Annotated in this window: 28 protein-coding genes; 12 read left to right on the top strand and 16 right to left on the bottom strand. The window is 72.7% G+C overall.

Annotated features, from left to right (window positions below; all coding sequences use genetic code 11):
* Nucleotides 1-160: 160 nt before the first annotated feature.
* From AAH979_RS21080 to AAH979_RS21120, 9 genes are all read right to left on the bottom strand, one after another.
* The gene (locus tag AAH979_RS21080) at nucleotides 161-775 is read right to left on the bottom strand and encodes a MarC family protein (RefSeq protein ID WP_346259834.1); all 615 of its coding nucleotides are present in this window, start codon (nucleotides 773-775) and stop codon (nucleotides 161-163) included.
* A gap of 40 nt (nucleotides 776-815) precedes the next feature.
* Nucleotides 816-1,715, bottom strand: coding sequence for a PHP domain-containing protein (locus AAH979_RS21085; protein ID WP_346259835.1), 900 nt, complete (start codon nucleotides 1,713-1,715; stop codon nucleotides 816-818).
* Between the two features lie 58 nt (nucleotides 1,716-1,773).
* The gene (locus AAH979_RS21090; protein ID WP_346259836.1) at nucleotides 1,774-2,949 is read right to left on the bottom strand and encodes a hypothetical protein; all 1,176 of its coding nucleotides are present in this window, start codon (nucleotides 2,947-2,949) and stop codon (nucleotides 1,774-1,776) included.
* A complete protein-coding gene (locus tag AAH979_RS21095; protein ID WP_346259837.1) occupies nucleotides 2,946-3,656 on the bottom strand; it encodes a SigE family RNA polymerase sigma factor in 711 nt (236 codons plus the stop codon). Before AAH979_RS21095 ends, AAH979_RS21090 begins: the two co-directional genes overlap by 4 nt.
* 176 nt (nucleotides 3,657-3,832) lie before the next feature.
* Nucleotides 3,833-4,708, bottom strand: coding sequence for a PH domain-containing protein (locus tag AAH979_RS21100; RefSeq protein ID WP_318400279.1), 876 nt, complete (start codon nucleotides 4,706-4,708; stop codon nucleotides 3,833-3,835).
* A gap of 6 nt (nucleotides 4,709-4,714) precedes the next feature.
* A complete protein-coding gene (locus AAH979_RS21105; RefSeq protein ID WP_165436875.1) occupies nucleotides 4,715-4,873 on the bottom strand; it encodes a hypothetical protein in 159 nt (52 codons plus the stop codon).
* A gap of 119 nt (nucleotides 4,874-4,992) precedes the next feature.
* Nucleotides 4,993-5,721, bottom strand: a complete 729-nt coding sequence (locus AAH979_RS21110; RefSeq protein ID WP_346259838.1) for a DUF6758 family protein — start codon at nucleotides 5,719-5,721, stop codon at nucleotides 4,993-4,995.
* A gap of 90 nt (nucleotides 5,722-5,811) precedes the next feature.
* Nucleotides 5,812-6,450 (bottom strand): RNA methyltransferase, encoded by a 639-nt coding sequence (locus AAH979_RS21115; RefSeq protein WP_346259839.1) that lies wholly within the window; start codon nucleotides 6,448-6,450, stop codon nucleotides 5,812-5,814.
* Between the two features lie 26 nt (nucleotides 6,451-6,476).
* The gene (locus AAH979_RS21120; RefSeq protein ID WP_346259840.1) at nucleotides 6,477-7,016 is read right to left on the bottom strand and encodes a hypothetical protein; all 540 of its coding nucleotides are present in this window, start codon (nucleotides 7,014-7,016) and stop codon (nucleotides 6,477-6,479) included.
* Nucleotides 7,017-7,646: 630 nt separating this feature from the next.
* Here AAH979_RS21120 and trxA point away from each other — a divergent pair.
* From trxA to AAH979_RS21135, 3 genes are all read left to right on the top strand, one after another.
* Nucleotides 7,647-8,009: a thioredoxin gene (gene trxA, locus AAH979_RS21125; protein WP_346259841.1), complete on the top strand. Its 363-nt coding sequence runs from the start codon at nucleotides 7,647-7,649 to the stop codon at nucleotides 8,007-8,009.
* A 131-nt stretch (nucleotides 8,010-8,140) separates the two neighbouring features.
* Entirely contained in the window at nucleotides 8,141-8,578 is a 438-nt protein-coding gene (locus AAH979_RS21130) for a hypothetical protein (protein WP_346259842.1), read from the top strand.
* Complete coding sequence (locus AAH979_RS21135) at nucleotides 8,563-9,492, top strand: MFS transporter permease (protein ID WP_346259843.1); 930 nt, start codon at nucleotides 8,563-8,565, stop codon at nucleotides 9,490-9,492. Before AAH979_RS21130 ends, AAH979_RS21135 begins: the two co-directional genes overlap by 16 nt.
* On the opposite strand, the gene AAH979_RS21140 is transcribed toward AAH979_RS21135, so the two are convergent.
* The 3 genes from AAH979_RS21140 to AAH979_RS21150 are packed head-to-tail and all read right to left on the bottom strand — an operon-like array spanning nucleotide 9,432 to nucleotide 11,895.
* Complete coding sequence (locus AAH979_RS21140) at nucleotides 9,432-9,875, bottom strand: DUF393 domain-containing protein (protein WP_346259844.1); 444 nt, start codon at nucleotides 9,873-9,875, stop codon at nucleotides 9,432-9,434. The genes AAH979_RS21135 and AAH979_RS21140 overlap by 61 nt on opposite strands.
* Before the next feature lie 32 nt (nucleotides 9,876-9,907).
* On the bottom strand, nucleotides 9,908-10,723 hold the full coding sequence (locus AAH979_RS21145; RefSeq protein WP_346259845.1) for a sugar phosphate isomerase/epimerase family protein: 816 nt from the start codon (nucleotides 10,721-10,723) through the stop codon (nucleotides 9,908-9,910).
* Nucleotides 10,720-11,895 carry a Gfo/Idh/MocA family oxidoreductase gene (locus AAH979_RS21150; RefSeq protein WP_346259846.1) on the bottom strand — a complete coding sequence of 392 codons (1,176 nt, stop codon included), beginning with the start codon at nucleotides 11,893-11,895 and terminating at the stop codon, nucleotides 10,720-10,722. Before AAH979_RS21150 ends, AAH979_RS21145 begins: the two co-directional genes overlap by 4 nt.
* Before the next feature lie 298 nt (nucleotides 11,896-12,193).
* Between AAH979_RS21150 and AAH979_RS21155 the strand changes: the two genes are divergently transcribed.
* The 4 genes from AAH979_RS21155 to AAH979_RS21170 all read left to right on the top strand — a co-directional run bounded on the left by AAH979_RS21155 (nucleotide 12,194) and on the right by AAH979_RS21170 (nucleotide 16,008).
* Nucleotides 12,194-13,222, top strand: a complete 1,029-nt coding sequence (locus AAH979_RS21155; RefSeq protein ID WP_346259847.1) for a LacI family DNA-binding transcriptional regulator — start codon at nucleotides 12,194-12,196, stop codon at nucleotides 13,220-13,222.
* Nucleotides 13,223-13,315: 93 nt separating this feature from the next.
* Nucleotides 13,316-14,854 carry an Rv2578c family radical SAM protein gene (locus AAH979_RS21160; protein ID WP_346259848.1) on the top strand — a complete coding sequence of 513 codons (1,539 nt, stop codon included), beginning with the start codon at nucleotides 13,316-13,318 and terminating at the stop codon, nucleotides 14,852-14,854.
* Nucleotides 14,855-14,951: 97 nt separating this feature from the next.
* A complete protein-coding gene (locus AAH979_RS21165) occupies nucleotides 14,952-15,359 on the top strand; it encodes a CoA-binding protein (protein WP_346259849.1) in 408 nt (135 codons plus the stop codon).
* Nucleotides 15,360-15,474: 115 nt separating this feature from the next.
* Nucleotides 15,475-16,008 (top strand): DUF4190 domain-containing protein, encoded by a 534-nt coding sequence (locus AAH979_RS21170; protein WP_346259850.1) that lies wholly within the window; start codon nucleotides 15,475-15,477, stop codon nucleotides 16,006-16,008.
* Nucleotides 16,009-16,076: 68 nt separating this feature from the next.
* Here the strand turns inward: AAH979_RS21170 and AAH979_RS21175 are convergent, their stop codons facing one another.
* Entirely contained in the window at nucleotides 16,077-17,000 is a 924-nt protein-coding gene (locus AAH979_RS21175; protein ID WP_346259851.1) for an SDR family NAD(P)-dependent oxidoreductase, read from the bottom strand.
* A gap of 232 nt (nucleotides 17,001-17,232) precedes the next feature.
* On the opposite strand from AAH979_RS21175, the gene AAH979_RS21180 reads away from it, so the two are divergent.
* The gene (locus tag AAH979_RS21180; protein ID WP_346259852.1) at nucleotides 17,233-17,799 is read left to right on the top strand and encodes a DUF4190 domain-containing protein; all 567 of its coding nucleotides are present in this window, start codon (nucleotides 17,233-17,235) and stop codon (nucleotides 17,797-17,799) included.
* A 44-nt stretch (nucleotides 17,800-17,843) separates the two neighbouring features.
* A complete protein-coding gene (locus AAH979_RS21185) occupies nucleotides 17,844-18,284 on the top strand; it encodes a DUF4190 domain-containing protein (RefSeq protein ID WP_346259853.1) in 441 nt (146 codons plus the stop codon).
* A gap of 98 nt (nucleotides 18,285-18,382) precedes the next feature.
* Here the strand turns inward: AAH979_RS21185 and AAH979_RS21190 are convergent, their stop codons facing one another.
* On the bottom strand, nucleotides 18,383-19,399 hold the full coding sequence (locus tag AAH979_RS21190) for a DMT family transporter (protein ID WP_346259854.1): 1,017 nt from the start codon (nucleotides 19,397-19,399) through the stop codon (nucleotides 18,383-18,385).
* A 217-nt stretch (nucleotides 19,400-19,616) separates the two neighbouring features.
* On the opposite strand from AAH979_RS21190, the gene AAH979_RS21195 reads away from it, so the two are divergent.
* The 3 genes from AAH979_RS21195 (at nucleotide 19,617) to AAH979_RS21205 (ending at nucleotide 22,339) form a co-directional block, all read left to right on the top strand.
* Nucleotides 19,617-20,351: an HAD-IA family hydrolase gene (locus AAH979_RS21195; RefSeq protein ID WP_346259855.1), complete on the top strand. Its 735-nt coding sequence runs from the start codon at nucleotides 19,617-19,619 to the stop codon at nucleotides 20,349-20,351.
* Nucleotides 20,339-20,860 (top strand): hypothetical protein, encoded by a 522-nt coding sequence (locus tag AAH979_RS21200; protein ID WP_346259856.1) that lies wholly within the window; start codon nucleotides 20,339-20,341, stop codon nucleotides 20,858-20,860. The genes AAH979_RS21195 and AAH979_RS21200 overlap by 13 nt, the downstream gene beginning before the upstream one ends.
* A gap of 276 nt (nucleotides 20,861-21,136) precedes the next feature.
* Nucleotides 21,137-22,339, top strand: a complete 1,203-nt coding sequence (locus tag AAH979_RS21205) for an Mrp/NBP35 family ATP-binding protein (RefSeq protein WP_346259857.1) — start codon at nucleotides 21,137-21,139, stop codon at nucleotides 22,337-22,339.
* A gap of 131 nt (nucleotides 22,340-22,470) precedes the next feature.
* Here AAH979_RS21205 and AAH979_RS21210 read toward each other — a convergent pair whose 3' ends face one another.
* A complete protein-coding gene (locus tag AAH979_RS21210) occupies nucleotides 22,471-22,902 on the bottom strand; it encodes a preprotein translocase subunit TatB (protein WP_346259858.1) in 432 nt (143 codons plus the stop codon).
* Between the two features lie 72 nt (nucleotides 22,903-22,974).
* A complete protein-coding gene (locus AAH979_RS21215) occupies nucleotides 22,975-24,210 on the bottom strand; it encodes a trypsin-like peptidase domain-containing protein (protein ID WP_346259897.1) in 1,236 nt (411 codons plus the stop codon).
* Between the last annotated feature and the right edge of the window lie 19 nt (nucleotides 24,211-24,229).

Raw genomic sequence — 24,229 nt, forward strand, 5'->3', positions numbered from 1 at the left:
CGCACCGATCCTGCCATGCCGGTCCGACACCTCCGTCGATCCGCCACCCCCCACCCGCCAGACGGCGAGAGCGGTCGGGCCCGCCGAATCGGCAGCGGGACGCGGGGTGGTCACCCGTCGCCGGGAGTTCCCCGACCGCGAGGGGCACCGGAAACCGCGGTCAGGAGGCGCCGAGGTGCGCGGTGACGAAGGCGGCGACCGAGTCGGCGATCAACTGCACCGCGATCGCGGCGAGCAGCAACCCGGCGATCCGGGTCAGCACCTCGATCCCGGCCGGCCGGAGCACCCTGACCACGATCCCGGAGAAGCGCAGGATCAGCCAGACCGCGGCCATCACCGCGACGATGCCGACCGAGATCGCCAGGTAGTCGGCCGTACCGTCGGCACGTTGCACGAAGAGCATGGTGGCGACGATCGCACCGGGACCGGCCAGCAGGGGCGTACCGAGGGGCACCAGGGCGATGTTCGAGGTGTTCTGCTGGCTGGGGTCGTCGGCCTTGCCGGTGAGCAGTTCCAGCGCGACCAGCACCAGCAGCAGGCCACCGGCGCCCTGCAAGGCCGGCAGGTCGATGTGCAGGTAGTCCAGCAGGGTCTGCCCGGCGACCGCGAACACGACGATCACCCCGAGGGCGAGCGCCACCGCCTGCCACGCGGCGCGTACCCGGTCCCGGGCCGGCATCTGGCCGGTCAGGGCGAGGAAGATCGGCACCATGCCCGGTGGGTCGGTGATCACCAGCAGGGTCAGCATGACCTCGCCGAGCAGCTTCATGTTCACGTGATCACGTTAACCGGGCGGCGGGCGGCGTCCGCCGAGGTCAGCCCGGGTCGGCCAGTACGCCGACCCCGCTGCCCGCCGCGAGGATCCGCTCGTACGCCTCGACCTCCGTGGTGTACGCGCCGAGCCGCACGGTCTTGTGCGCACCGTGGAAGTCGGACGAGCCGGTGACCAGCAGCCCCAGCTCGGCGGCGAGCGCCCGTACGGCGTCCCGTTCGGCCGGGGAGTGGTCCTCGTGTTCCGCCTCCAGGCCGGCCAGCCCGGCCGCGGCCAACTCGATGATCAACGAGTCGGGCACGATCCGCCCCCGTCTGGTCGCCCTCGGATGGGCCATCACCGGCACCCCGCCGGCCTGCCGGACCAGCCGGACCGCCCGGAACACGTCGATGTCGTCCTTGGGCAGCCGGTAGCGCTCGCCGAGCCAGTTCGGGGTGAAGGCCTCGGCGGTCGTCGCCACCAGCCCGGCCCGGATCAGTGCCTGCGCGATGTGCGGCCGGCCCACCGTGCCGCCGGCGGCAGCGGCCCGGATCTCCGCCCAGTCGACGTCGATGCCGTCGGCCCGGAGCAGCGCGACGATGCGCTCGCCGCGTACCTCCCGGGCGGCGCGTACCCGGGCCAGCTCGGCGGCCAGCTCCGGCGACTCCGGGTCGAAGAGGTAGCCGAGCAGGTGCAGCGGGATCGGCGGCTCGGTGCCGTACCAGCGGCAGGAGAGTTCGGCGCCCCGGACCAGGGTGAGTCCCGGCGGCCGGGCGGCGGCGGCCCGCTCCCAGCCTCCGGTGGTGTCGTGGTCGGTGATGGCCAGTACGTCGAGTCCGGTCGCCCGGGCGGCCCGGACGAGTTCCTCCGGGGTGAGGGTGCCGTCGCTGGCGGTCGAGTGGGCGTGCAGGTCGATCCGGAGCCGGCTTCCGGTGTCGGGTGCCTCGGGCTGGCGGGACGTCACGGGCCGAGGTTACCGGCAGCCGTCGGTGCTCCGGCAGCGCTCGGGGAGCGGTCGGAGGTCACCGCCCGTCGGCCGGTGCGGTCAGCCTCGGCACGAGCTGCCAGTCCGCCGAGACGCCGTCGGGCAGCGGCACGGTCTCCTCGGTGCCGTCGGTGCGGCAGCGTACGACCTGCTCGTCGTCCCCGGTCACCACCGTCCGGTCGTCGGCCCAGACCGGGGGCACGTCACCGGCCGCCGGGCAGGAAACCACCGCGTTGCCGCCGTCCAGCGCCCGGTCGACCTCGATCAGCACGACCTCGGTGCCGCGCCGCTCGGCGAGCCAGTGGCCGTCCGGGGCGAGCCCGCCGTCGGACGCCTCGGCACGCAGGCCCAGCCCGCAACCGCCGCTGCGCACAGCTTGCAGTTTTCCGCTGCTCGGGGTGAGGCTGGCCAGACAGCGCCGGGTGCCGCTCTCCTCCCGGACCAGCCCGACGAGGCCGTCGCCGCGTACCCCGTAGATCGCCGTCACGTCGGCGTTGCGGGTCGGCTGCCGGGCCGGGTGGGCCAGGTCGACGAAGCCGTAGCCACGGGATCCGTCGGAGACCACCACCCGGTCGGCGGTGACCGCCACCGGCCAGGTGCCGGCGGGCACCTCGACGTGGTCCATCAGGGCCAGCCCGGTCGCCCCGACCCGGGCGATGTACAGCGTCGTGTCGAGCTGGAAGGCCAACCGGTCGCCGTCGGTGCTCAGCGCCCACCGGTCGTCCTCGCCGCTGAGCGCCACCGAGGTGCCATCGGGCCGGAGGAACCTGACCTGCTTGGCCCCGGCGTAGACCCAGCCGCCCGGCACCCGGTACACCCGGGTCACCTCGCCGACACCGGCCAGGCTCAGCCGCCGGCCGTCAGTGGTCCAGAGCTGGTCGCCACTGCGGATGTCGAGTCCCACCCCGGTGTCCTGGCCGGGGACCGGCGGCTGTACCGGCCCGACCGTGACCTCGGCCAGCGAGTCCACGTCGAAGCCGGCGGCGGGCCCGGCCGTCGGCCGGTCGGGCGGCCATCCGCCGCCGAGCGAGGCGGCGCCGGCGGTGACCAGTACCAGCGCGGCGGCCACCGCCACCAGCGAGCCGACGGCCCGGCGCCGGCGGGCGACCCGGCCCCGCCGGATCACGGTGCCGGCCGGATCGTCGGCAACCGGCGGTGTGTCGACCTGGGCGGCGAACATGTCGCGCAGCGAATCTTCCAGCATGGTCGTCACGCTTCCGCTCCGACCGCCGGAACGGGCGGGGGCGGCACCGCCAGGGCGGCCGGCCGCCGGGCACCGACCTGGCGCGGTCTGGGCAGCTCCGGCGGGGTGACCGGGCGTTGGTCGAACGCCGGCTGCGCGGACCCGAGCCGGCCGCCTTCGCCGTCGGCCTCTCCGGCGGGTACGGGGGCCAACTCCTGCTCGTCCTGCGGCACCCGGCTGTCGGCCTCGGCATCGAGCCGACGGCGGAGCGTGGAGAGGGCCCGGGAGGTCTGGCTCTTCACCGTGCCCGGCGAGATGTCGAGCAACGCGGCCGTCTGCGCCTCGGAGAGATCCTCGTAGAACCGCAGCACCAGGACGGCCCGCTGCCGGACCGGCAGGGTGCGGACGTGTCGCCACAGCCGGTCGCGTTCGAGCTGCTCCTCGATCTGGTCCGGGGCGGGTCGCTCGGGCAGCACCTCGGTGGGGCGCTCGCCGTGCCAGCGCCGCCGCCACCAACTGGTCGCCGTGTTGATCAGGACCCGTCGGGCGTACGGCTCGACCGCCTCGATCTCACCGAGCCGCTTCCAGGCCAGGTACGTCTTGGTCAACGCGGTCTGCAACAGGTCCTCGGCGGTCGCCCAGTCCCCGGCCAACAGGTACGCCGTACGCAGCAGGGCTGCCGAGCGGACCGCGACGAATTCGCGGAACTCCTCGTCCACCGAGTGCTTCGGCGCCACTCCCGCCTCCCCCCGCCGGTGCCAATTCAGAAGGCTGCCACAAGCCGGACCCGCAGGTCTACGGCGGAAAGGTGCGATTCAGCTCGATGTTCGGGCAGGGAATCGCCGGTTGCGCACCGGTGCCGCCCGTGGCGTCGCCAGCATCACACCCGCACCCTCCCGCGCCGGGCCGGTCGTCAGGCGCCGTCCTCGGCCTTGGCCTCCTCGGCCTCCTTGCCCAGCCGCGCCTCGACCGCCTGCGGCTCGTACATCTCCTCGACCACGCGCAGGTAGAGCTCGTTGGGGTTGGGAAGATACTTGATCTCCCGAAGCGCCTGCTCCTGACCGGCCGACTCCAGCACGAAGGTGCCGTAGTTGAGGGCCCGGCCGAGTGGGGACTGCTCATATTTCATGTCGGTGACCCGCAGCAGCGGCATCATCGCGACCTGTCGGGTGATGATCCCGTTGACCACCATCACCCGCTTGTTGGTCAGGATAAAGCGGTCGAAATACCAGTCCGCCACCTTCCAGGCGACCCAGCCCATGATGCCGAGCCAGATCAGCACCGCGACGGTGGTCAGCGCGCCGACCTCCTGGCCGGCGAGGAAGCCGGAGAGGTAGCCGAGCACGAAGGTGGCGAGCAGCCCGATCAGCAGCGGGGTGGCCAGGTAGATCTTGTGCCGCTTCCACTCACCCCGGTAGCGCTCCGTCGGGAAGAGGTAGCGGGCCACCAGCGAGGTCGGCTCGTCCTCCAGCGGCAGGACCCGGCGCGGGCCGAGCGGCATCCCCGAGGCGTCGACCCGGAGCCCGGCGAGTTCCTCCTCGGAGATCTCCGGGCCCTGGTCCGGATCCCGGACCCAGCCCCGGGTGCCGGCCCGGCGCTCGCCGTAGCCGATGTCGTCCGAGTAGGCCGGCCCGTCCGAATAGGAGGGCCCGTCGGAGTAGTCCGGCCCGGTGCCGAACTCCGGCCCGTCATCGGGTCGGACCCGGGGGATCGGCTCGGTGTCCCGCTCGCGCCGTCGACGTTCGTCGTCGTCCTCGGGCTCAGGGGGTTCACCCGACGGATTGCCCATGGGCGATTAAGCGACGAGGTCGGTGAAGAAGTCGCCGAAGCCCTGGGCAACGTCCAGCAGGCTGCCACCCAGCGACTTGAAGACGTCGGCCGCGGAGGAGGGCTGGTAGGCGATGAAGAAAACCAGGAAGGCGATACCGCCCCAGGTGAGGACCTTTTTAACCATGGCGGGCCATCCCTCCGTGCGGCACCGGGTTGCGAACCCCGGCAAAACCCAGAGTATCAGTCGGGTGTCCTGCGGGAAATAATCCACATACGCCCTCCGCCCCAGCCTGGCCGGCCATATCAGACCCTCCCGTGCAGGTAGGGGGACGGAGCACCGTACACGAGCTCGGGCGGTGTCCACTCGGTCAGGTCGTGGAGTTCGACGTCTTCCGCGAGGAGGTAACCCGCACTCGCCGGCCAGGCTATCGCATAGAGCCAGATCCCCCGAGCTTCACCGGCGTACGCGCTCCGGTCTGTCGGAGATTTGACTGACCATAGTGGAGTCGGGTGCCCGGCTGCCCTGACCTTGGCGTGCGCGATCCGCTCGGCGGATCCCGGGCCGGAATCGGTCAGCGCCTCCGCGAGTTGCGGCCCCGGGTCGACCCCGGTGGTGCCGGCCAGCCTGGTACCCAGACCGACGCCCGGCTCCTCGGCGACCAGCACCAGGTCGGCGGGTCCGCCGCCGAGCGGGTCCGGCCCGGTGCAGGCCACCGCGGTCGCGCGTACGCCGCCACGATCGTCACCGGCCCAGCCGACCCCGGTCATCGTCCAGCCCTGCGGAAGTGGCCAGGGGCACCAGAGCGGCAGCGGGGCGCCGGCCCGGGCTCCTGGACTGCCGTTCTCCTGGCCGGCGGGGTCGCGCTGCTCGATGATCCGCCCGACGGTGCTGGCGACGATCTCCGGCCCGATGTGCTCCGCGACGTGCAGCGGGCAGACCGGGCCGCAGTTCGGGCACCGCCAGGCAGTGTGCATCAGGTCCGGCGCTCTGACCGGACCGCCGCAACGCGGACAACTGACCGCGACACCCACGACAACTACAGTCCCCGCACCGGTGCCCCGAGTCAAGGCGAACCGGCCTTTTCGGTCGTTCTGCGTACGGTCGGGACGCCTTGCCTCAGGTCAGCCGGTCTCGCCGGGCGGCTCCGCGCCGTACGTGCGGATCCAGGCGTGCATGGCGATGCCGCTGGCCACCCCGGCGTTGATCGACCGGGTCGAGCCGTACTGGGCGATGGAGAAGACCGCCGAGCAGGCGAGCCGGGCCGGCTCGGACAGCCCCGGACCCTCCTGCCCGAACAGCAGTACGCAGCGGCGCGGCAGCACCGCGCTCTCCAGGGGTCGCGACCCGGGCAGGTTGTCGATGCCGATCACCGGCAGGTCGCCGGCCCGGCACCAATCCAGGAACGCCTCGATCGTCTCGTGGTGCCGGACGTGCTGGTAGCGGTCGGTGACCATGGCGCCCCGCCGGTTCCAGCGCCGCCGCCCCACCACGTGTACCTCGGCGGCGAGGAAGGCGTTGGCGTTCCGGACCACGGTGCCGATGTTGAAGTCGTGCTGCCAGTTCTCGATCGCCACGTGGAAGTCGTGCCGGCGCAGGTCCAGGTCGGCGACGATCGCCTCGCGCCGCCAGTAGCGGTACCGGTCGACGACGTTGCGCCGGTCGCCGTGGCTGAGCAGTTCCGGGTCGTACCGGGGATCGGTCGGCGGCTCGCCCGGCCACGGCCCTACCCCGACCTCGACTTCGACCTCGGTACCTTCCACGGTTGCCGAGGGTACGCACCCGGCGGTCAGCCGGCGGAGCGCAGTCCCAGCGCCTCGCCGAGCTGGTCCAGCACCCGGCGCTGGTCCGGATCCACCGGATCGCCGAACGGGCGTGGCCGTCCATCCGAACCGGCCGCTCGGCAGACCCGGGCCGCGACCGACTGCACCCACTGCCGGTAGGCGGCCGAGTCGGCCGGGTCGGCGTGTCGGGCCAACGTCTCGACCGCGGCCCGGCAGGACCGGAGCAGTTCGTCGAGTCCGCCGTCGACCTGTCCGGCGCGGACGGGTCCGGAGTGCCCGTCGTCGGACTCCGCGTAGATGGCGGCCACCACCGCCCGGACCAGTTCGCTGTCGAACGACCGCCCGGCGGCGATGCCGTCCAGGCCGGCCAGGCCCTCGGTGACCGCCCGGACCGGGTTGTCCGGCCGGGCCGAGGACGCCGCGACGATCACCCGGCCGGGCAGCCGGACGAGTAGTTGCCAGTCGTCGGGCGGGTAGCCGGTGGTGGTGGCCCGCCAGGCACCGTGCGTGGCACCGGGCGAGTCTGGAGATCCGGTGTGACTCATGGCGCCTCCCGACTCAGCATAAGCCGCCGGTAGGCGGAAAGCCCGGTTCCGCCCGAAAAGCGGTAGTGTTGGTGTCGCCGTCGGTCGACCGGAGGGCGTGACCGCGCACGCCGACGTGACCGGCCGGACGCGCCGGGCCCTCAGCGCTGATTTAAAGGTGTGCCCGGGCGGAGAAACCGACCCCGGACGCAATGAGCGGCGGGGCCCTCCCCGGCACCCGCCGCCCACGCTCTGATGGGAAAGATTCTGCCCGACCCGACCCGCTCGGCAGAAGAGTCCACCACGAGATCGGGGTCACAGTTACCTTTTTGTAATGTTACTGAACGTGAACGGTCATACGCACCCGGCCATCCGTTATGTCGCCTGTTTCCGCTTGCCAACCGGCAAGTTTCCGGATCACACCCGGACTGGCCAGGGGAAGTCCTGGAAACGCTCCCATAACTATCAGTCACCGAACTATGTCACCGATGTTTCACTTCCGGGCCGACTCAATGACCGACCCGTGTCGATGCCCGGCCGGAACGTGAGCCGCCACACGATGACCGTTTCAACCCATCGTGCCGGGGAATTCCAAGGAGGCCGGGTGGGTTTCCCCAGTCGTAAGGCCAATTGCGGTGATCGGAGAGATCAATGGCGACCGTTGAGCTGACCACAGCCAACTTCGACGAGGTGACCGAGCAGCCGGGCATCGTGCTGGTGGACTTCTGGGCGGACTGGTGTGGCCCGTGTAAGCGGTTCGCGCCGGTCTACGAGCGGTCTTCGGACAAGCACCAGGACATCGTCTTCGGCAAGGTAGACACCGAGGCCCAGCAGGAGATCGCCGCGAAGTTCGACATCCGCTCCATCCCCACGATCATGGCGATCCGGGACGGCGTGATCGTCTTCGCCCAGCCGGGTGCCCTGCCGGAGTCGGCGCTGGAGTCGCTGATCGAGCAGGTGCAGGCGCTGGACATGGACGACGTACGCAAGCAGCTCGCCGAGCACAGCCACTGACGGCCCCCTGACCAGGTAACGACCGCGCTCCGGCCGGACACCGCGCATCGGTGTCCGGCCGGAGTCGTCCCGGCCGGCGGCCAGACCGACGGTGCCCGAAGCTTGCGGGTACCGCGTAAGGTCTCGAACCGATGGACGCGTTGCCGAGGCGGGGCCGGAATCTCCGGGTGGGCCTCACCCTGCTGGCCGGCGCGGTGCTGCTCGCCGGCACCCTCTGGGGCCAGGACGACCACTTCCCGTTCGGCCCGTTCCGGATGTACGCCGGCTCCAACCCGCCGGACGATCCCGCCCCGGACACCCGGGTCGAGGGGGTCGACGCCACCGGCGCGGTGGTCGGGCTCGGCGAGGAGAGCACCGGCATCCGCCGGGCCGAGATCGAGGGCCAGCAGGGCCGGTACGAGGCCGACCCGACCCTGCTGCGCCAGGTCGCCGACGCGTACGCGCAACGGCACCCCGGCGCACCGCCGATCGTCGAGGTACGCATCGTGATCCGCTGGTACGGCATCACCGACGGCCGGCCGACCGGCAACGCGGTCGACGAGACGGTGGTCCGGTGGCAGGCCTCGTGAGCGCGTCGAGACGGATCGGCGCCGCCGTGTCAGGCTGGCTGACCGAACCGGTGCCGCTGGGCCGGGTCGCCACCTTCCGTACCCTGGTCTACCTCTTCGTCGCGGCGGACCTGCTGGTCTTCACGCCCTGGATCCGCGACAAGGCCAGTATCCCCGGCGAGCTGTACCAGCCGCTCTTCGTCGGCCGGCTGCTGCCGCTGCCCACCCCGACCCCGCTGCTGGTCAACCTCATCTTCTGGGCGCTGCTGCTGCTCGCGCTCGCCGCCGCCACCGGGCGGGCACCCCGGGCGCTCGGCTGGGCCGTCTTCGTGCTCTATTTCGAGTGGATGGTCATCGCGATGAGCTACGGGAAGGTGGACCACGACCGGTTCGGCTTCCTGGTGGCGCTGGCCGTGCTGCCGACGGTGGGACGGGCCCGGCACGGTGACCGCACCGAGAGCGAGGCGGCCGGCTGGGCGCTGCGGGTCACCCAGATCGCCGTGGTCTGCACCTACTTCCTGGCCGCCTGGGCCAAGCTCCGGTTCGGCGGGCTGGAGTGGATGACCGGCTCGGTACTGGCCCGGGCGATCATCCGGCGCGGCACCGAGCTGGCCGACCTGATCGCCCAGGTGCCGTACCTGCTGATCGCGGCACAGTTCGGCATCATCGCGTTCGAGCTGCTCAGCCCGCTGGTGTTCGTGGTGCCGGCCCGCTGGCGGCAGGCCGTGGTGGCGTTCTTCTACTCGTTCCACCTGGTCACCGTCGCCACCATTACGATCTCGTTCGCCCCGCACCTGGTGGCGATGACCAGCTTCCTGCCGCTGGAGCGGCTGCGCCCGACCGAACGGCTGCGCCGGCTGACCCGCCGACGCGGTCAGGACGCCGAACCGGTCCCGACGGAGCCGCCCGCCGCGCGGTCGCCGGCCGTGCCGTAGAGCCGGTCCCGGGTCGCCTGCGGCAGCGAGCAGGCGGCCGTACCGCCCGGCAGGCGGTGCCGGTTGCGGGCCACCCAGCGGTACGCCGGCCAGGCGAGCAGGCGTACCGGCGGCAGTCGCAGGCCGGCGCCGAGCAGCCGCCAGCCGGGGCGGCTCGCGCCGAGCAGCAGGGCGATCGCGTCCGGCCCGGCCGCCCGTACGCCGTCGGTGCCGACCCACCAGACCGCCTCCTCGCACTCGGCCGCGGTCAGCCCGAGCGCGTCGAGGTCGGCGAACTGCCAGGGCACCACCCTGGCCCCGGTCGGGATCCGCCGGCCGATGAACTCGGCGCAGGTGGTGCAGAAGGCGCAGTCGCCGTCGTACACGAAGGTGGGCTGGTCCATGCCACCAGTTTCCCCCGGGGCGGCGGTGCCGACTAACCCACGTGGGCGAGATAACCCGAGAGGGTACGGTCCAGGATCTCCGGGCCGGGCCGGGCCCACACCTCGGCGTTGAAGACCTCGACCTCGATCGGCCCGCGGTAGCCGGCGGCGTCCACCGCCTCCCGGAACCGGCGCAGCTGCACGCAGCCGTCGCCGGGCAGCGCCCGGCCGAGCAGTACCCCCTCGGGTAGCGGGGTCGCCCAGTCGGCGACCTGGAAGCAGGCGATCCGGTCCTCCCGGCCGGCCCGGGCGATCTGCGCCCAGACCTGGTCGTCCCACCAGATGTGGTAGGTGTCCACCACCACCCCGACCGTCTCGGCGGGATGCGGCGCGGCCAGGTCCAGCGCCTGGCCGAGGCTGGAGACCACGCAACGGTCGGAGCAGTACATCGGGTGCAGCGGCTCGATCGCCAGCCGTACCCCGGCGGCGCGGGCGTACGGCACCAGCTCGCCGATCGCCTCGCCGACGTGCGCGCGGGCCGCGTCCACGTCCCGGCTGCCCTCCGGCAGTCCGCCGGAGACCAGCACCAGCACCGGCGCCCCGAGGGTGGCGGCCTCGTCGATCGCCCGGCGGTTCTCGTCGTACCAGTCGGGGGTCTGGAAGAAACCGCCCCGGCACAGTGAGGTGACCGCGAGCCCGGACTCGCGCATCAGCGTGGCGGTCTTGTCCAGGCCGTGTTCGAGGGTCTCCTCCCGCCAGAGACCGACCTGGGTGACCCCGGTCGACAGGCAGCCGGCGACCAGTTCGGGAATCGGCCAGTATTTGGCGGTGGCCTGGTTGAACGAGAACCGCTCCCGGACGGTGGTCATCGGTTCCCACCGTCGAGGTCCGGGATCTCGATGCGCCGGCCGTCCCGGGCGGAGGCCAGCCCCAGCTCGGCGAGCTGCACCCCCCGGGCACCCGCCCACAGGTCCCAGCTGTACGGCTCGTCGGCGACCACATGCCGGAGGAACAGCTCCCACTGCGCCTTGAAGCCGTTGTCGAACTCCTCGTTGTCCGGTACGACCTGCCACTGTGACCGGAAGTCCTCGGTCGCCGGCAGGTCCGGGTTCCACACCGGCTTGGGCGTGCTGGCCCGGTGCTGGATCCGGCAGTTGCGCAGCCCGGCCACCGCGCTGCCCTCGGTGCCGTCGACCTGGAACTCGACCAGCTCGTCCCGGTAGACCCGGACCGACCAGGAGGAGTTGATCTGGGCCACGATCCGGCCCGACTGCCCCGGCCGCTCGATCTCGAAGATGCCGTACGCGGCGTCGTCGGCGGTGGCGTCATAGCGCTCGCCGGCCTCGTCCCAGCGTTCGGGGATGTGCGTGGTGACGTGCGCGGTCACCGCCGCGACCCGGCCGAAGATCTGCTCCAGCACGTAGTGCCAGTGCGGGAACATGTCGACCGTGATGCCGCCGCCGTCGGCGGCCCGGTAGTTCCAGGAGGGCCGCTGGGCCGCCTGCCAGTCACCCTCGAAGACCCAGTAGCCGAACTCGCCGCGTACCGAGAGGATGCGGCCGAAGAAGCCGCCCTTGACCAGCCGGTCGAGCTTGCGCAGGCCGGGCAGGAAGAGCTTGTCCTGCACCACGCCGTGCTTGATGCCGGCGGCGTCGGCGAGCCGGGCCAGCTCGATCGCGCCGGAGAGGTCCTCGGCGGTCGGCTTCTCGGTGTAGATGTGCTTCCCGGCCTCGATCGCCAGCTTCAGCGCCTTCTCCCGCTGGGCGGTGACCTGCGAGTCGAAGTAGATCTGCACGTCCGGGCGGGCCAGCGCGGCGGGCAGGTCGGTGGTCCACTCGGTGAGCCCGTGCCGCTGGGCGATCTCCTGGAGCTTGGCCTCGCTGCGGCCGACCAGGATCGGTTCGGGCCAGAGCCGGCGGCCGTCGGGCAGCGCCAGCCCGCCCTGCTCCCGGATGGCCAGAAGTGACCGGACCAGGTGCTGCCGGTAGCCCATCCGGCCGGTCACGCCGTTGAGCACGATGCCGATCGTGGTGCGGCCCATGTACGTCGCCTCCTCAGGCTGGCTGATCCGCGGGTGCCACTCGTCGAGCGCGCGGGGGTACGTGGTGCGGGGGATCGTCCTGGCGCGCGATGGTCGCGGTGGAGCACGCCGTACGTCGGTAAGCGCTTTCCCGATTACGCTACCGACTCCGTTCCGATTCGGGCAAGAGCCTGCCGGCACGCCGGTGATCTCCAGCCGCCGGGGTCACCCAGCCCGCGACGGCCGTGAATGGCCTGGACCGCGCCGCGCTATCCTCACCTGCAACCGGCCACCGGGCGGCCGGGGAAGGACGCAGTCGATGGCCACTCTGGCGGATGTCGCGCGGCGGGCCGGCGTGTCACCCGCCACCGCGTCGAGGATCATCAACGGCAGCCCCAAGCCGGTGACCGACGCGCTCCGCGAGCGGGTGCTGGCGGCGGTCGAGGAGTTGCAGTACGTGCCGAACGCGCACGCCCAGCAGCTCGCCCGCAACCACCGCAGCGCGGTTGGCGTGATCGTGCACGACGTCTCCGACCCGTACTTCGCGGAGATCACCCGAGGACTGCAACGGGTGGCCACCGAGCACGGCCGGCTGGTCATCATCTGCAACACCTACCGGGACCCGGACAAGGAACTGGAGTACGTCGAGCTGCTCCGGGCCAACCAGGCCGCCGCGATCATCCTGGCCGGCTCCGGCTACCACGACGAGCAGTTCACCAACACCCTCGACGCCAAACTGCGGGTCTACCAGTCCACCGGGGGGCACGTGGCGGTGATCGGCCGGCACGAGCACAGCGGGCACGCCGTCATCCCGGCGAACGAGGCCGGCGGGCACCTGATCGGCGCCGAACTGTACGGCCTCGGGCACACCCGGATCGGGGTCGTCGCCGGGCCGCGCCATCTCACCACCACCACCGACCGGCTCGCCGGGCTGCGCCGGGCCGCCCGGGAACACGGCCAGAAGCTCACCCCCCGGCAGATCGTCTACGCCGACTTCGACCGCTCGGGCGGCACCGCCGCCACCGCCACCCTGCTGGACAGCTACCCCGGCGTCACCGCCATCGTCGCGTTGAACGACTCGATGGCGATCGGCGCGCTCGCGCTGCTGCGGTCCCGGGGCATCGAGGTACCGGGCCAGATCAGTGTGGTCGGCTTCGACGACATGCCGATCGCCCAGGACGTGACGCCCGCGCTCACCACGATCCGGCTGCCCCTGGCCGACATGGGAGCCCGGGCGATGACCCTCGCGCTGCAACCGCCCGAGCCGCTGAACACCCCGCAGATCGAGCACGTCGCCGCGGAGCTGGTCCGCCGGGAGAGCAGCGGCCCGCCGGCCGGCGACCGGTAGCCGCGACCCCGCCTTCGATTTGGCGTCGCCGCCCTCTCGGCGCCCGGCGTGGCGAGTTGCGCGATATCTCGTACGTATGTTCGAATACTGGCCATGCGCTGGGAAAACCTGACGTCGGCTCCCCCCGACAGCGGGACCCCTCCGGGGGCGGCGCCGGCGGCTCCACCCCTGCCGCTGGCGCTGCCCGGCGCGACCGTCCGCACCTTCGACACTCCTGGCTTCGCCGGCATGACGTTCTACGAGGTGCGCGCCAAATCAATCATCAACAGGGTGCCGGGCACCTCGCGGGTGCCGTTCCAGTGGACGATCAACCCCTACCGGGGGTGCAGCCACGCCTGCGCCTACTGCCTGGCCGGCGATACCGCGATCCTGCTGGCCGACGGGCGCACCCGGCTCCTGGCCGAGCTGCGGATCGGCGACCAGATCTACGGCACCGTGGCGCAGGGCAACCACCGGCGCTACGTCCGGACGGAGGTGCTGGCGCACTGGTCGACGGTGAAGCCGGCGTACCGGATCGTCCTGGCGGACGGCACCGAGCTGACCGCCAGCGGCGACCACCGGTTCCTCACCCCGCGCGGCTGGAAGCACGTCGTCGGCGCGCTGCCCGGCGAGCCGCCCCGGCCCTATCTGGCGATCACCGACAGCCTGGTCGGCACCGGTCGGGCCACGCCCGGTCCCGCCGACCTCCCCGCCGGTGGGCTCGACGGGACGATCCTCGGCGGCCGGGCGCTGCTGCGGATCCGCAGCATCGAGCCACTCGACCAGGAGCTCCAGCTCTACGACATCACCACCGGCACCGGCGACTTCGTCGCCAACGGGGTGGTCAGCCACAACTGCTTCGCCCGGGGCACGCACACCTATCTCGACCTCGACGCCGGCCGCGACTTCGACAGCAAGGTGGTCGTCAAGGTCAACGCGGGAGAGCTGGTCCGCCGCGAGCTGGCGGCGCCGAAGTGGTCGGGCGAGCAGATCGCGATGGGCACCAACGTCGACTGCTACCAGCGGGCCGAGGGGCGCTATCGGCTGATGCCGCCGATCCTCACGGCGCTGCGCGACTTCGCCAACCCGTTCTCGATCCTGACCAAGGGCACCCTGATCCTGCGGGACCTGCCCCTGCTCCAGCAGGCGGCCACGGTCACCCAGGTCGGCGTCTCGATGTCGATCGGCTTCGTCGACGAGCGGATGTGGCGTTCCGTCGAGTCGGGCACGCCCAGTCCGCGACGCCGGCTCGACGCGGTACGCCGGCTGGCCGACGCCGGCTTCGCGGTCGGGGTGCTGATGGCCCCGATCCTGCCCGGGCTGACCGACGGCGACGAGTCGATCGAGGAGACGGTGGCCGCGATCGCGGCGGCCGGCGCGGTGAGCGTCACCCCGCTGCCACTGCACCTGCGTCCCGGTGCCCGGGAGTGGTACGCGAGCTGGCTGGCCCGGGAGTTCCCGCACCTGGTGCCGCACTACCGGACCCTCTTCAGCCGGGGCTCCTACCTGCCGCAGGCATACCAGCGCGAGCTGACCGCCCGGGTGCGGATGGCGGCCCGCCGCCACGGCCTGCACCGCGCCGAGCCGGGTGAGGCCCGCCAGGTGCCGGTGCCGGCCCCGGCACCCGCCGTCGAACAGCTCACCCTGCTCTGACCGACTTCCCACCGGCCGGCGCTACCGTCCGGGCCTCCCGGGGTCCACCTCCGGGTCGAGCGGGGCTGACGGCATGGAACCGAGCTACTGTCGCGGGGTGCGTAGTCCTCAGCAGATCCTGGCCGAAGCCGGGGTGATCGCCGTGGTCGGGGCGTCCCGCGACCCGGGCAAGCCGGCGCACAGCGTCCCGGCGCTGATGCAGCGGTACGGCTGGCGGATCATCCCGGTCAACCCGGTGGCGGACGAACTCTTCGGGGAGCGGGTCTACCGCTCACTGGCCGAGATCCCGCACCCGGTCGACCTGGTCGACGTGTTCCGGCCGGCCGAGGACGCCGTGCAGGTGGTCCGCGAGGCGGTGGCGATCGGCGCTCCGGCGGTCTGGCTGCAGCTCGGCATCGTCTCGGCCGAGGCCCGGCGGATCGCCGAGGAGGGCGGCATCGACTACGTCGAGGACCGCTGCCTGGCGGTGGAACGCGCCACTGCCGGACTGTCCCGGCTGAACTGACCGCCCCGCCGGAACTCGGCGACTCCTCTCCTGCACCGCACGGCGCGTCATCCCGGACATTTGCCGTGAAAGGCGGCGCCGACGGGTAGCGTTCCCCGGTGAGGAGGGCAACGCCATGAGCAACCCAGGGCAGGGTGAGCCGCCGGATCCGCATGGATCCCCGGCGCAGCCCCCACCCGGCTCCGGCGACCGCCCCGGCCAGTACGGCGGCCAGCCCGGCCAGTACGGCTATCCCGGTCAACCCGAGCAGCCCGGCCAGTACGGCTACCCGGGCCAAGCCGAGCAGCCCGGCTACTACGGACAGCCCGGTCAGTACGGCTACCAGAACCAGCCCGGCTACTACGGACAGCCGGGCCAGCCTGGCGGGCAGGGCGAGCCCGGCTACTACGGTCAGCCCGGCCGGCAGTCCGGCGTCAACCTGCTGGCGATCCTCTCCCTGGTCTTCGCCTTCGTCTTCGCGCCGGCCGGCATCGTGCTCGGGCACCTGGCCCGACGCCAGATCCGCCGCACCGGTGAACAGGGCGGCCAGTTGGCCACCTGGGGGCTGATCCTCAGCTACGTCTTCACCGCGCTCTACCTGATCGGCTGCTGCGGCTGGCTTGCCCTGGTGAGCTGGGCCGGCGCGGAGGGCGACGGCGGCACGTACTGACCCCGGTCGGGCGGTGCGTCGGGTCCGCCGGGACCGCCCGCCCGACCGGTGCCGGGAGGGCTTGCCGGCTACCGGTACTCCGCCTCCCGCACGCTGTTGCCGCCGTCCACCACCAGCATCTGTCCGGTGATGTACGAGGCGGCCGGCGAGCACAGGAAGGCGATCGCGGCGGCGACCTCGTCCGGGGTACCGGGGCGGCCGACCGGGGTGCCGAGCCCCTGCTTCAGTTCGGCCATGGTGGACGCCGCGGTGTAGATGGTCCCCGGCGCCACCGCGTTGACGGTGACCCCGTCGGCGATCATCTCCATCGCGAGCGCCCGGGTCAGCCCGACGACACCGGCCTTCGCGGCCGCGTACGCCGCCTCGGTGGGCAGCGCGTTGACCGGGCCGGCGGTGGCGGCGAGGTTGACGATCCGCCCCCAGCCCCGTTCGGCCATGCCGCCGCTGAACGCCCGACTGCACAGGAACGCCGTGCTCAGGTTGCGTTCGATCTCCCGGTGCCACTCGTCGTAGCTCAACTGGGCAACCGGCCGGAGCACCTCGGGACTCGCCCGGCTCGCCAACCCGGCGTTGTTGACCAGTACCTCCACCTCGCCGAGTTGCTCGACGATGGCGTCCGCCAGCGCGCCGACCTCGGCCTCGTCGGTGAGGTCGGCAACGAAGCCCGTCGCGCCCAGCTCGGTGGCCCGGTCGTGGATCCGGCGGGTGGTCGAGACGATCGCCACCCGGGCACCGAGCGCGCAGAGCCGGCGGGCGGTCGCGTACCCGATGCCGTCCGCACTGCCGGCGCCGGTGACCAGCGCCACTCGCCCGTCCAGCCGCATTGTCACCGGTTCGGCGTCGCCGGCCGGCGCTGCCGGCCGACCCGGGTCGATGCTCTGCGAGACGGTGCCCTGCGAGCCGGTACGGGGCCGGCGGGCCAGCGCGGGGCGCGTGGCGTCCCGGCGAGGCCGATTACCGGATCTGTCCCCGGCACGCGCGTCGAATACCATGTCCGCGATCCTGCCCGGTCCAGGCGATACGGGCAACGCCGCAGCGCCGTCGCACCGCGCCGACCGCGCGTCGGCCGAGCCGGCCGGCATGCGGCTGAGACCGGCCGGCACGGCGGGCCGAGACCCGCCCCGCACGTCGGGCAACGGCCGCCGGCCAGATATGGGGACACCGATCTGGCGAACGCCGACTACCCTGGCGACGCATCCGAACGGACGAAGTGAGAGACCTCGAATGACCGACCCCCAGCAGAGCGGCTACTCCAACGATCCGTCCTGGCAGGCACAACCACCGGCCCAACCCGGGGGCTACCAGGATCCGGGCTACCAGCCCATGTACCAGGACCCGACGGTGCAGGCAGCCAGCCCTGCCCAGCCCTACCAGCCCGGATATCCGACCGACGCCGGCTATCCGACCCCGGCGTACCCGGCCGGCACGGATCCGATCAGCGGCCAGCCGGTGATGGCTCCGGGCTATCCACCGGCCGGCTATCCGGTCGTCACCCCGGGTCCGTCGACCAACGGCCTGTCGATCGCCGCGATGGTGGTCGCCATCGTGGGCGCGCTCGGGCTCTGCGGGTACGGGCTGGGCGGCTACCTCGGCGCCGTCGGGGCGATCATGGGACACGTCGCCAGCAAGCAGATCCGCGAGCGCGGCGAGGGCGGCGCGGGATTCGCCAAGGCCGGCATCATCGTCGGCTGGATCTCCACCGCCATCGCGGTCCTCGCCACCATCGCCATCGTCATCTTCTTCGTCTGGTTGGCCAACCAACCGTCGTCGTCGTACGACAGCGGCTACTGAGCATCGACACCGGCTACTGAGCATCCGGACCAGCAGGAGGCGCCGTGAACCCCGGCAGCACCGGTAACCCGTCCGAGCCCACCAGCGACCCGGGTGTCGTCGCACAGCCGGCCCTCGACGCGGGGCAGTACCCGGGACCGGCCGGCGAAGCGCCGCAGCCGGGTTGGACGCCGGGCCACCCCGGCTACTCCGGCTACCCGTACGTGGTGCGCCGGCCGACGAACGGGATGGCGATCGCGGCGATGGTCACCGGGATCGTCGCCCTGTTCAGTTGCCAGCTCGTCGGCGGGGTCGCGGTCTATCTGGCGAAGAAGGCGCGTACCGAGATCCAGGCGAGCGGCGAGGAGGGCAGCGGCTTCGCCACCGCCGGCCTGGTGCTCGGCTGGGTCTCCCTCGGGTTGGCAGCCCTGGGTCTGCTCTTCTTCCTCGCCTACCTGGGCTTCATGGGCGTGCTCTTCGCCACCACGGCGAGCACCTCGGGCTGATCCCCGGCCGGCCCGAGATATTCGCCGGCCGGCCGGAAATGGTGACCGCGCTCCGGCCGATGCTGCCGCCGTCGGCCGGTGTCCGGTGGGCCGGCCAGTCAGCCGTTTCGGTGCGTCCCTCGGGAGCGCGGCTCGCGGTCCGGCAGGGGACCGGCCTCCGGTGGGGCGGGTAGCGGCTCCGGGTGGACCCCGGTGCCGGGGCGCCGGGCGGCCCGCGCCTCGCCGTGCAGCACGACGGCGACGCCGGCCAGCAGCAGGACCAGCCCGGGCAGGGCAGCCGTCCGGGGTACCTGGCCCAGCCAGACCCAGGCGAGCAGCGCGGCGCCGGGCGCTTCGAGCAGGAAGAGCACGCTGATCGTGGTCGCCGAGATCCGGCGCAACGCGTAGTTGAACATCGAGTGCCCGAGCAGTTGGGCTCCCACCACCAGCCCCAGTACGGCGAGCCAGGTGCCGGCGTCGTAGCCGCCGAGGCGTACGCCCCCGGCCAGGCAGACCACCAGCAGCGCCGCCGCGCAGACCCCGTAGCAGATGGTGGTGTAGCCGAGGGTGCTGATGGTGCTCCGGGCCCGTTCGCCGAGGGCGGTGTAGACCGCCGCCGCCATGCCACCGGCGACCGCGAGCAGGTCACCGGCGACGGCCCGGGCGGAGACCCCGAAGTCGGCGCCGACCGCCCAGATCGCGCCGACCACCGCCAGCCCGATGCCGAGCCAGGCGACCGCGGAGAGCCGCCGGCCCTGGCCGAGCGCGATCAGCCCCTGCCAGACCGGCTGGGTGACCACCAGCGCGGTGGCGGCGGCGACCGAGGTCAATTGGGCGCTCGGCATCCAGGTGGCGAAGTGCACCGCGAGGGCGAGACCGGCGAGCACGCAGTAGCCCGCGTCCCGGCGGCCGGCGCCCCTGGCCAGCGCCCGGAACTCGGCCCGGCGCCGGAAGAGCGCGACCGGCCCGAGCACGCCGACCGCGAGGAAGTTCCGCCAGAACGCGATGGCCAGCGCGGGCGCGGCGGCGAACGCGATCAACGGCGCCGACGACGACACCGCCGCGACGGCGACCGCGACCGCGCCGATGCTCAGCGGGTCGATCGAGGTCCGGGCCGGTGGTACGGCGACAGGCACGGAAAAATCCTCACATGTCACTGCGGGCCACCATCTGGTCGACAAGTCGTTACTATCGTCCGATCGCGCCTGGCTCCATCCGGTTCCGGAGGCCTGCTCCCCCATGCCCACATACCGGTACCCCTCCCCGACAGACCGCTGTTCCGCTCCCGACGCCCAGCCCCGACCGGATCGGTCGGACCAGGGCGGGGAGCGACGATTACCCGCGTACCGGGCGGTGATCTTCGACTTCTTCGGCACCCTCACCTGCGCCAGCCGGCGGGGGCAGCAGCACGCGGCGGTCGCCGCACTGCTCGGCTGTGCCGTGGAGGCGCTGGTCGAGGTGCTCGACCGGTCCTTCTACCTGCGCGCCAGCGGGGCGCTCGGCGACGCCACCGACACCATGCGCTGGATCTGCGCGCAGGCCGGTGCCCGACCCTCCGCCGCCGACCTGCGCGCCGCCGTCGAGGCCCGGGTCGAAGCGGTACGCGCCGACACCCGACTCCGCCCCGAGGCGGTGACCGTGCTGCGCGCCGTACGGCGTCGTGGCGCCCGCACCGCGCTGGTCAGTGACTGTACCCACGAACTTCCCGCCTTCCTGCCGCAACTGCCGGTCGCGCCCCTGCTCGACGCGCCGGTCTTCTCGGTGCAGGTCGGCCGCTGCAAGCCCGATCCGGCGATCTATCTCGCCGCCTGCCACCGGCTGGGTGTCGCCCCGGCAGACTGCCTCTACGTCGGCGACGGCGGCAGCCAGGAACTCACCGGCGCCGCCCGGGCCGGGATGACCGCGATCCGGCTGGCCGCTGCCGACCTCGACGGTCACCTCGTCTTCAACCGGGACCGTGGCTGGACCGGTCCGGCACTCAGCTCGCTGACCGAGGTCCCCGGGCTGCTCGACGTACCCCCAAGCCGGCCCGGGTCGGAGCCGGCGGGTTCCGTGCCGATCCCGGGTGAGGCAGGATGCGGGGTGTGACGGACGAGCAGGTGGCCCCGGTCTCGCCGCTGGTGACGGAGGCGGTGAAGAAGGCGGCCGTGGCGTGGGTGGCGGTCGGCGACCGGCCGCCGGTGGCGCTGTGGTGCGTCCCACTCGACGGCGGACTGTACGTGGTGAGTGGCCCCGGCGAGCAGTCCGCGCCGGGACTTGCCGAGGCGCACACCGCGACGGTGACGCTGCGCGGCGACCACGGCGGGCGGATCGTCACCTGGCCGGCCGAGGTGTCCCGGGTCGCACCGGAGAGCGAGCAGTGGGCGGCGGTGGCCCCCCAGGTGGCGGCCAAGCGGCTCAACGCCTCCGGCAGTCCGGCCGACCTGGCCGAGCGGTGGAGGGCTGGCTGCGTGCTCAGCCGGCTGGCCCCGGCCGGCTCGCCGCTGGCCGCCGGGCAGACCCTGCCGGACGACTCGCTCGCCGCCCCGCCGCGCGAGGCCGCCCCGGTGCGGCAGACCCGCCGGCCGTTCCGGTTGCACCGGGTCCGGCGCCGCTGACCGGGCCGCCGTCGACGGACCAGCGGCGCGAACCGCACAGCGGCACAAAAGCGCCGCGCGCCTCAAGGGGCTAGGCGCGCGGCGAACCTCAACGATCGTCGCACCCCAACGGGTACGGCGTCTACCGTCAAATCGCCAATTTCCCCACTCATGGCTGAACGCCCGACTTGCCGCCCCCGCCGTACTCGTTCGCTTCGTCTGCCGGGTGCTGCTCAGCGCCCGTCTGTCCCGGTGCGGCCGGCCAGTCGGACCGGCCGGCGACGTAGCATGGCGAACATGTCTGCTCCAGCCGTTCCCGGCCAGGAGGCCGCCGCCTCCGGCACCGACTCCGCCGTCCGGCCCACGAACGCCGTCGAGGAGGCGGTGCACGCCGCGCTCGCCACCGTCGACGACCCGGAGATCCGCCGGCCGATCACCGAACTCGGCATGGTGCGCTCCGCCGTGGTCGCCGCCGACGGCACGGTACGGGTGGAACTGCTGCTCACCGTCGCCGGCTGCCCGCTGCGGGACAAGCTGCGTACCGACATCACCGCAGCGGTCGGCGCGGTGCCGGGCGTGACCGGAGTCACCATCGACTTCGGCGTGATGAGCCCGGAGCAGCGGCAGGCGCTCCAGGCCCGGCTGCGCGGCGGCGGGCAGAGCCAGGAGCCGGTGATCCCGTTCGCCCAGCCCGGCTCCCGGACCCGGGTCTACGCCGTGGCCAGCGGCAAGGGCGGGGTCGGCAAGTCGAGTGTCACGGTCAACCTGGCCGCCGCACTCGCCGCCAAGGGGCTCGCGGTGGGCGTCGTCGACGCGGACATCTACGGCCACTCCGTGCCTCGGATGCTCGGCGTCGAAGGCCGGCCGACCCGGGTCGAAGACATGATCATGCCGCCCCAGTCGCACGGGGTGAAGGTGATCTCGATCGGCATGTTCACCGACGGCAACGCGGCGGTGGTCTGGCGGGGCCCGATGCTGCACCGCGCGTTGCAGCAGTTCCTCGCCGACGTCTACTGGGGCGACCTCGACGTCCTGCTGCTGGACCTGCCGCCGGGCACCGGCGACGTGGCCATCTCGCTGGCCCAGTTGCTGCCCAACGCGGAGATCCTGGTGGTGACCACGCCGCAGACGGCGGCGGCCGAGGTGGCCGAGCGGGCCGGCGGGATCGCCCTGCAGACCCACCAGCGGCTGGTCGGGGTGGTGGAGAACATGTCGTGGCTGGACCTGCCGGACGGCTCCCGGATGGAGGTCTTCGGCTCCGGCGGCGGCGCCATGGTCGCCGAGTCGCTGACCAGGGTGATCGGCGCACAGGTACCGCTGCTGGGTCAGATCCCGCTGGACACCCGGGTACGCGAGGCTGGCGACGCCGGTGACCCGGTCGTACTCGCCGAGCCGGAGGCGCCGGCCGCCAAGGCGCTCGCCGCGGTCGCGGACCGGCTGGCCGTACGCCGCGAGTCGCTGCTCGGCAAGCCCCTCGGGCTCCGCCCCACCGGTCGCTGATCCCACGGCGGCCGGCGGTCCGGGCGTCCATGTCGGCGCCCGGCGCCGGATCAGCGTGGCGTCAGCGCCCCAGCGGGGCGTCAGCACCTCGCGCGGAGTGGCGTCAGCCGCCTCGGATCAGGGGCGCCGGGTCAGGTGGCGTCGACGTCGAAGGCGTGGCGCCCGGCCGGCGTCACGTCGCTGCCGGTACCCGAGGTCGAGGCGGTCGAGCCGCTGGACGAGCGGATGTCCGCCGAGGCCGCCACGTCGTCGACCTCCCGGCGTACGTCGGTCAGGTCGGAGCGGAGCTTCTCGAACGTCCCCTCCAGCGGCTTCCGGATCGCCTGCTCGTCTTCCTCGCTCAACAGGTGCTTGCGGATGAACGCCTTCGGGTGCAGATCCTCTAGCTGGATGTCGGTGCCCAGCTCGCGGCTCAGGTCGCCGGTGGCGTTGCGGGCCATGTTGCGCAGGTTGCGCAGCATCCGGAGGCCGTCGCTGATCACGGTCGGCAGCCGGTCGCCGAAGATCAGCAGTGCGACCAGCAGCAGCGCACCGATCTCCCACCAGTTCAGGTTCTCGAACACGACTGCCTCCTCATCCCCGCCCCCGGCAAGAGTACGCACGTCCTGGCGGGCGGGGGGAGGGGGAGCGGGGCGCTACTTCGCGTCGGCGGCCAGGGTCACCGAGGCGGCCTGCCGCTCCGGCCCGCGCCGGTACTCGACGTTCACCACCGAGCCGGGTGCGTACTTGCGGACCAGCGCGATCAGGTCGCTCGGATCCTCCAGTGGCTTGCCGTCGATTTTGAGAACCACGTCACCGGCGCGCAGCCCGGCGGCGGCGGCCGGCCCGGTCGGCTCGACGGCGGAGATCCGCACCCCGCCCGACCCGCCGGAGCGGGTGCCGCCGACCGTCGCGCCGATCACGGTCCGGCGGGCCTTACCGGTGTCGATGATCTCCTGGGCCAACCGCTTGGCCTGGTTGATCGGGATCGCGAAGGCCAGGCCGACGTTGCCGGCGGTTTCCTCGTCGGCGGCCGGCGTCTGGATCACCGAGTTCACCCCGATCACCCGCCCGCCACCGTCGACCAGCGGCCCGCCGGAGTTGCCCCGGTTCACCGCGGCGTCGGTCTGGATGGCGGCGTAGTAGCGCACCTGCCCACCCGCTTCACCCTGCCGGAACGTCCGGTCCAGCGCGCTGACGATGCCGGCGGTGACGGTGTTGGCCAGCGACAGCGGCGTACCGAAGGCGAGCACCGGGTCGCCGACCGCCACGGCGTCCGAGTCGCCGAACTCCACCGGCTTGAGGCCGGTCCGGGACACCTTGATCACGGCGATGTCCGCCTCGGGATCCTTGCCGACCACCTCGGCCGGTGCGGTGGAGCCGTCGTTGAACACCACCGTCGCGGTGTCGGCGCCGACCCCGACCACGTGGTCGTTGGTGATCACGTAGCCGTCCTGGCTGACCACGAACCCGGAGCCGAGACCGATGCCGCCGTTGCCGCTGACCCGTACCGTGACGACGCTGGGCAGCAGCCGCTCCGCGACACCGGCCAGCGAGTCGGGTGGCCGGCGGGCCGTGGCGGGCGGCTCTGCGCCGGTCGAACCGAGCGCGGTCGTACCGCCGGCACCGCCGCGCACCGCGAAGGCGTACCCGAGTGAGCCGCCGAGCGCGCCGGCCAGCAGCGCGGTGATCAGCGAGACCAGGAAGACCGGGGCCAGCCCGCGCCGCCCGGCGGTGGCCGGGTCGCTCACCGGCTCGGGTTCGGCGCCCGTCCCCGAGGCCGGCGCCGCCTGCACCACCACGGCCGCCGGAGTGGCCGGGTTCCGCCACGGGTCGTGCAGCGCGTCGGACCACCACGGGGACGATCCCGGGGCGGCGGCCGACCCGGGCACCGCCGGCGTGCCTACCGTC

The organism is Plantactinospora sp. ZYX-F-223 (assembly GCF_039649625.1).
GTDB lineage: Bacteria > Actinomycetota > Actinomycetes > Mycobacteriales > Micromonosporaceae > Plantactinospora.

Coding starts and splice junctions, on each gene's coding strand:
- AAH979_RS21100 (WP_318400279.1), bottom strand. CDS start 4,708: ATGGGCAATCCGTCGGGTGAACCCCCTGAGCCCGAGGACGACGACGAA.
- AAH979_RS21105 (WP_165436875.1), bottom strand. CDS start 4,873: ATGGTTAAAAAGGTCCTCACCTGGGGCGGTATCGCCTTCCTGGTTTTC.
- AAH979_RS21120 (WP_346259840.1), bottom strand. CDS start 7,016: ATGAGTCACACCGGATCTCCAGACTCGCCCGGTGCCACGCACGGTGCC.
- trxA (WP_346259841.1), top strand. CDS start 7,647: ATGGCGACCGTTGAGCTGACCACAGCCAACTTCGACGAGGTGACCGAG.
- AAH979_RS21130 (WP_346259842.1), top strand. CDS start 8,141: ATGGACGCGTTGCCGAGGCGGGGCCGGAATCTCCGGGTGGGCCTCACC.
- AAH979_RS21140 (WP_346259844.1), bottom strand. CDS start 9,875: ATGGACCAGCCCACCTTCGTGTACGACGGCGACTGCGCCTTCTGCACC.
- AAH979_RS21145 (WP_346259845.1), bottom strand. CDS start 10,723: ATGACCACCGTCCGGGAGCGGTTCTCGTTCAACCAGGCCACCGCCAAA.
- AAH979_RS21150 (WP_346259846.1), bottom strand. CDS start 11,895: ATGGGCCGCACCACGATCGGCATCGTGCTCAACGGCGTGACCGGCCGG.
- AAH979_RS21155 (WP_346259847.1), top strand. CDS start 12,194: ATGGCCACTCTGGCGGATGTCGCGCGGCGGGCCGGCGTGTCACCCGCC.
- AAH979_RS21160 (WP_346259848.1), top strand. CDS start 13,316: ATGCGCTGGGAAAACCTGACGTCGGCTCCCCCCGACAGCGGGACCCCT.
- AAH979_RS21170 (WP_346259850.1), top strand. CDS start 15,475: ATGAGCAACCCAGGGCAGGGTGAGCCGCCGGATCCGCATGGATCCCCG.
- AAH979_RS21175 (WP_346259851.1), bottom strand. CDS start 17,000: ATGGTATTCGACGCGCGTGCCGGGGACAGATCCGGTAATCGGCCTCGC.
- AAH979_RS21180 (WP_346259852.1), top strand. CDS start 17,233: ATGACCGACCCCCAGCAGAGCGGCTACTCCAACGATCCGTCCTGGCAG.
- AAH979_RS21200 (WP_346259856.1), top strand. CDS start 20,339: ATGCGGGGTGTGACGGACGAGCAGGTGGCCCCGGTCTCGCCGCTGGTG.
- AAH979_RS21205 (WP_346259857.1), top strand. CDS start 21,137: ATGTCTGCTCCAGCCGTTCCCGGCCAGGAGGCCGCCGCCTCCGGCACC.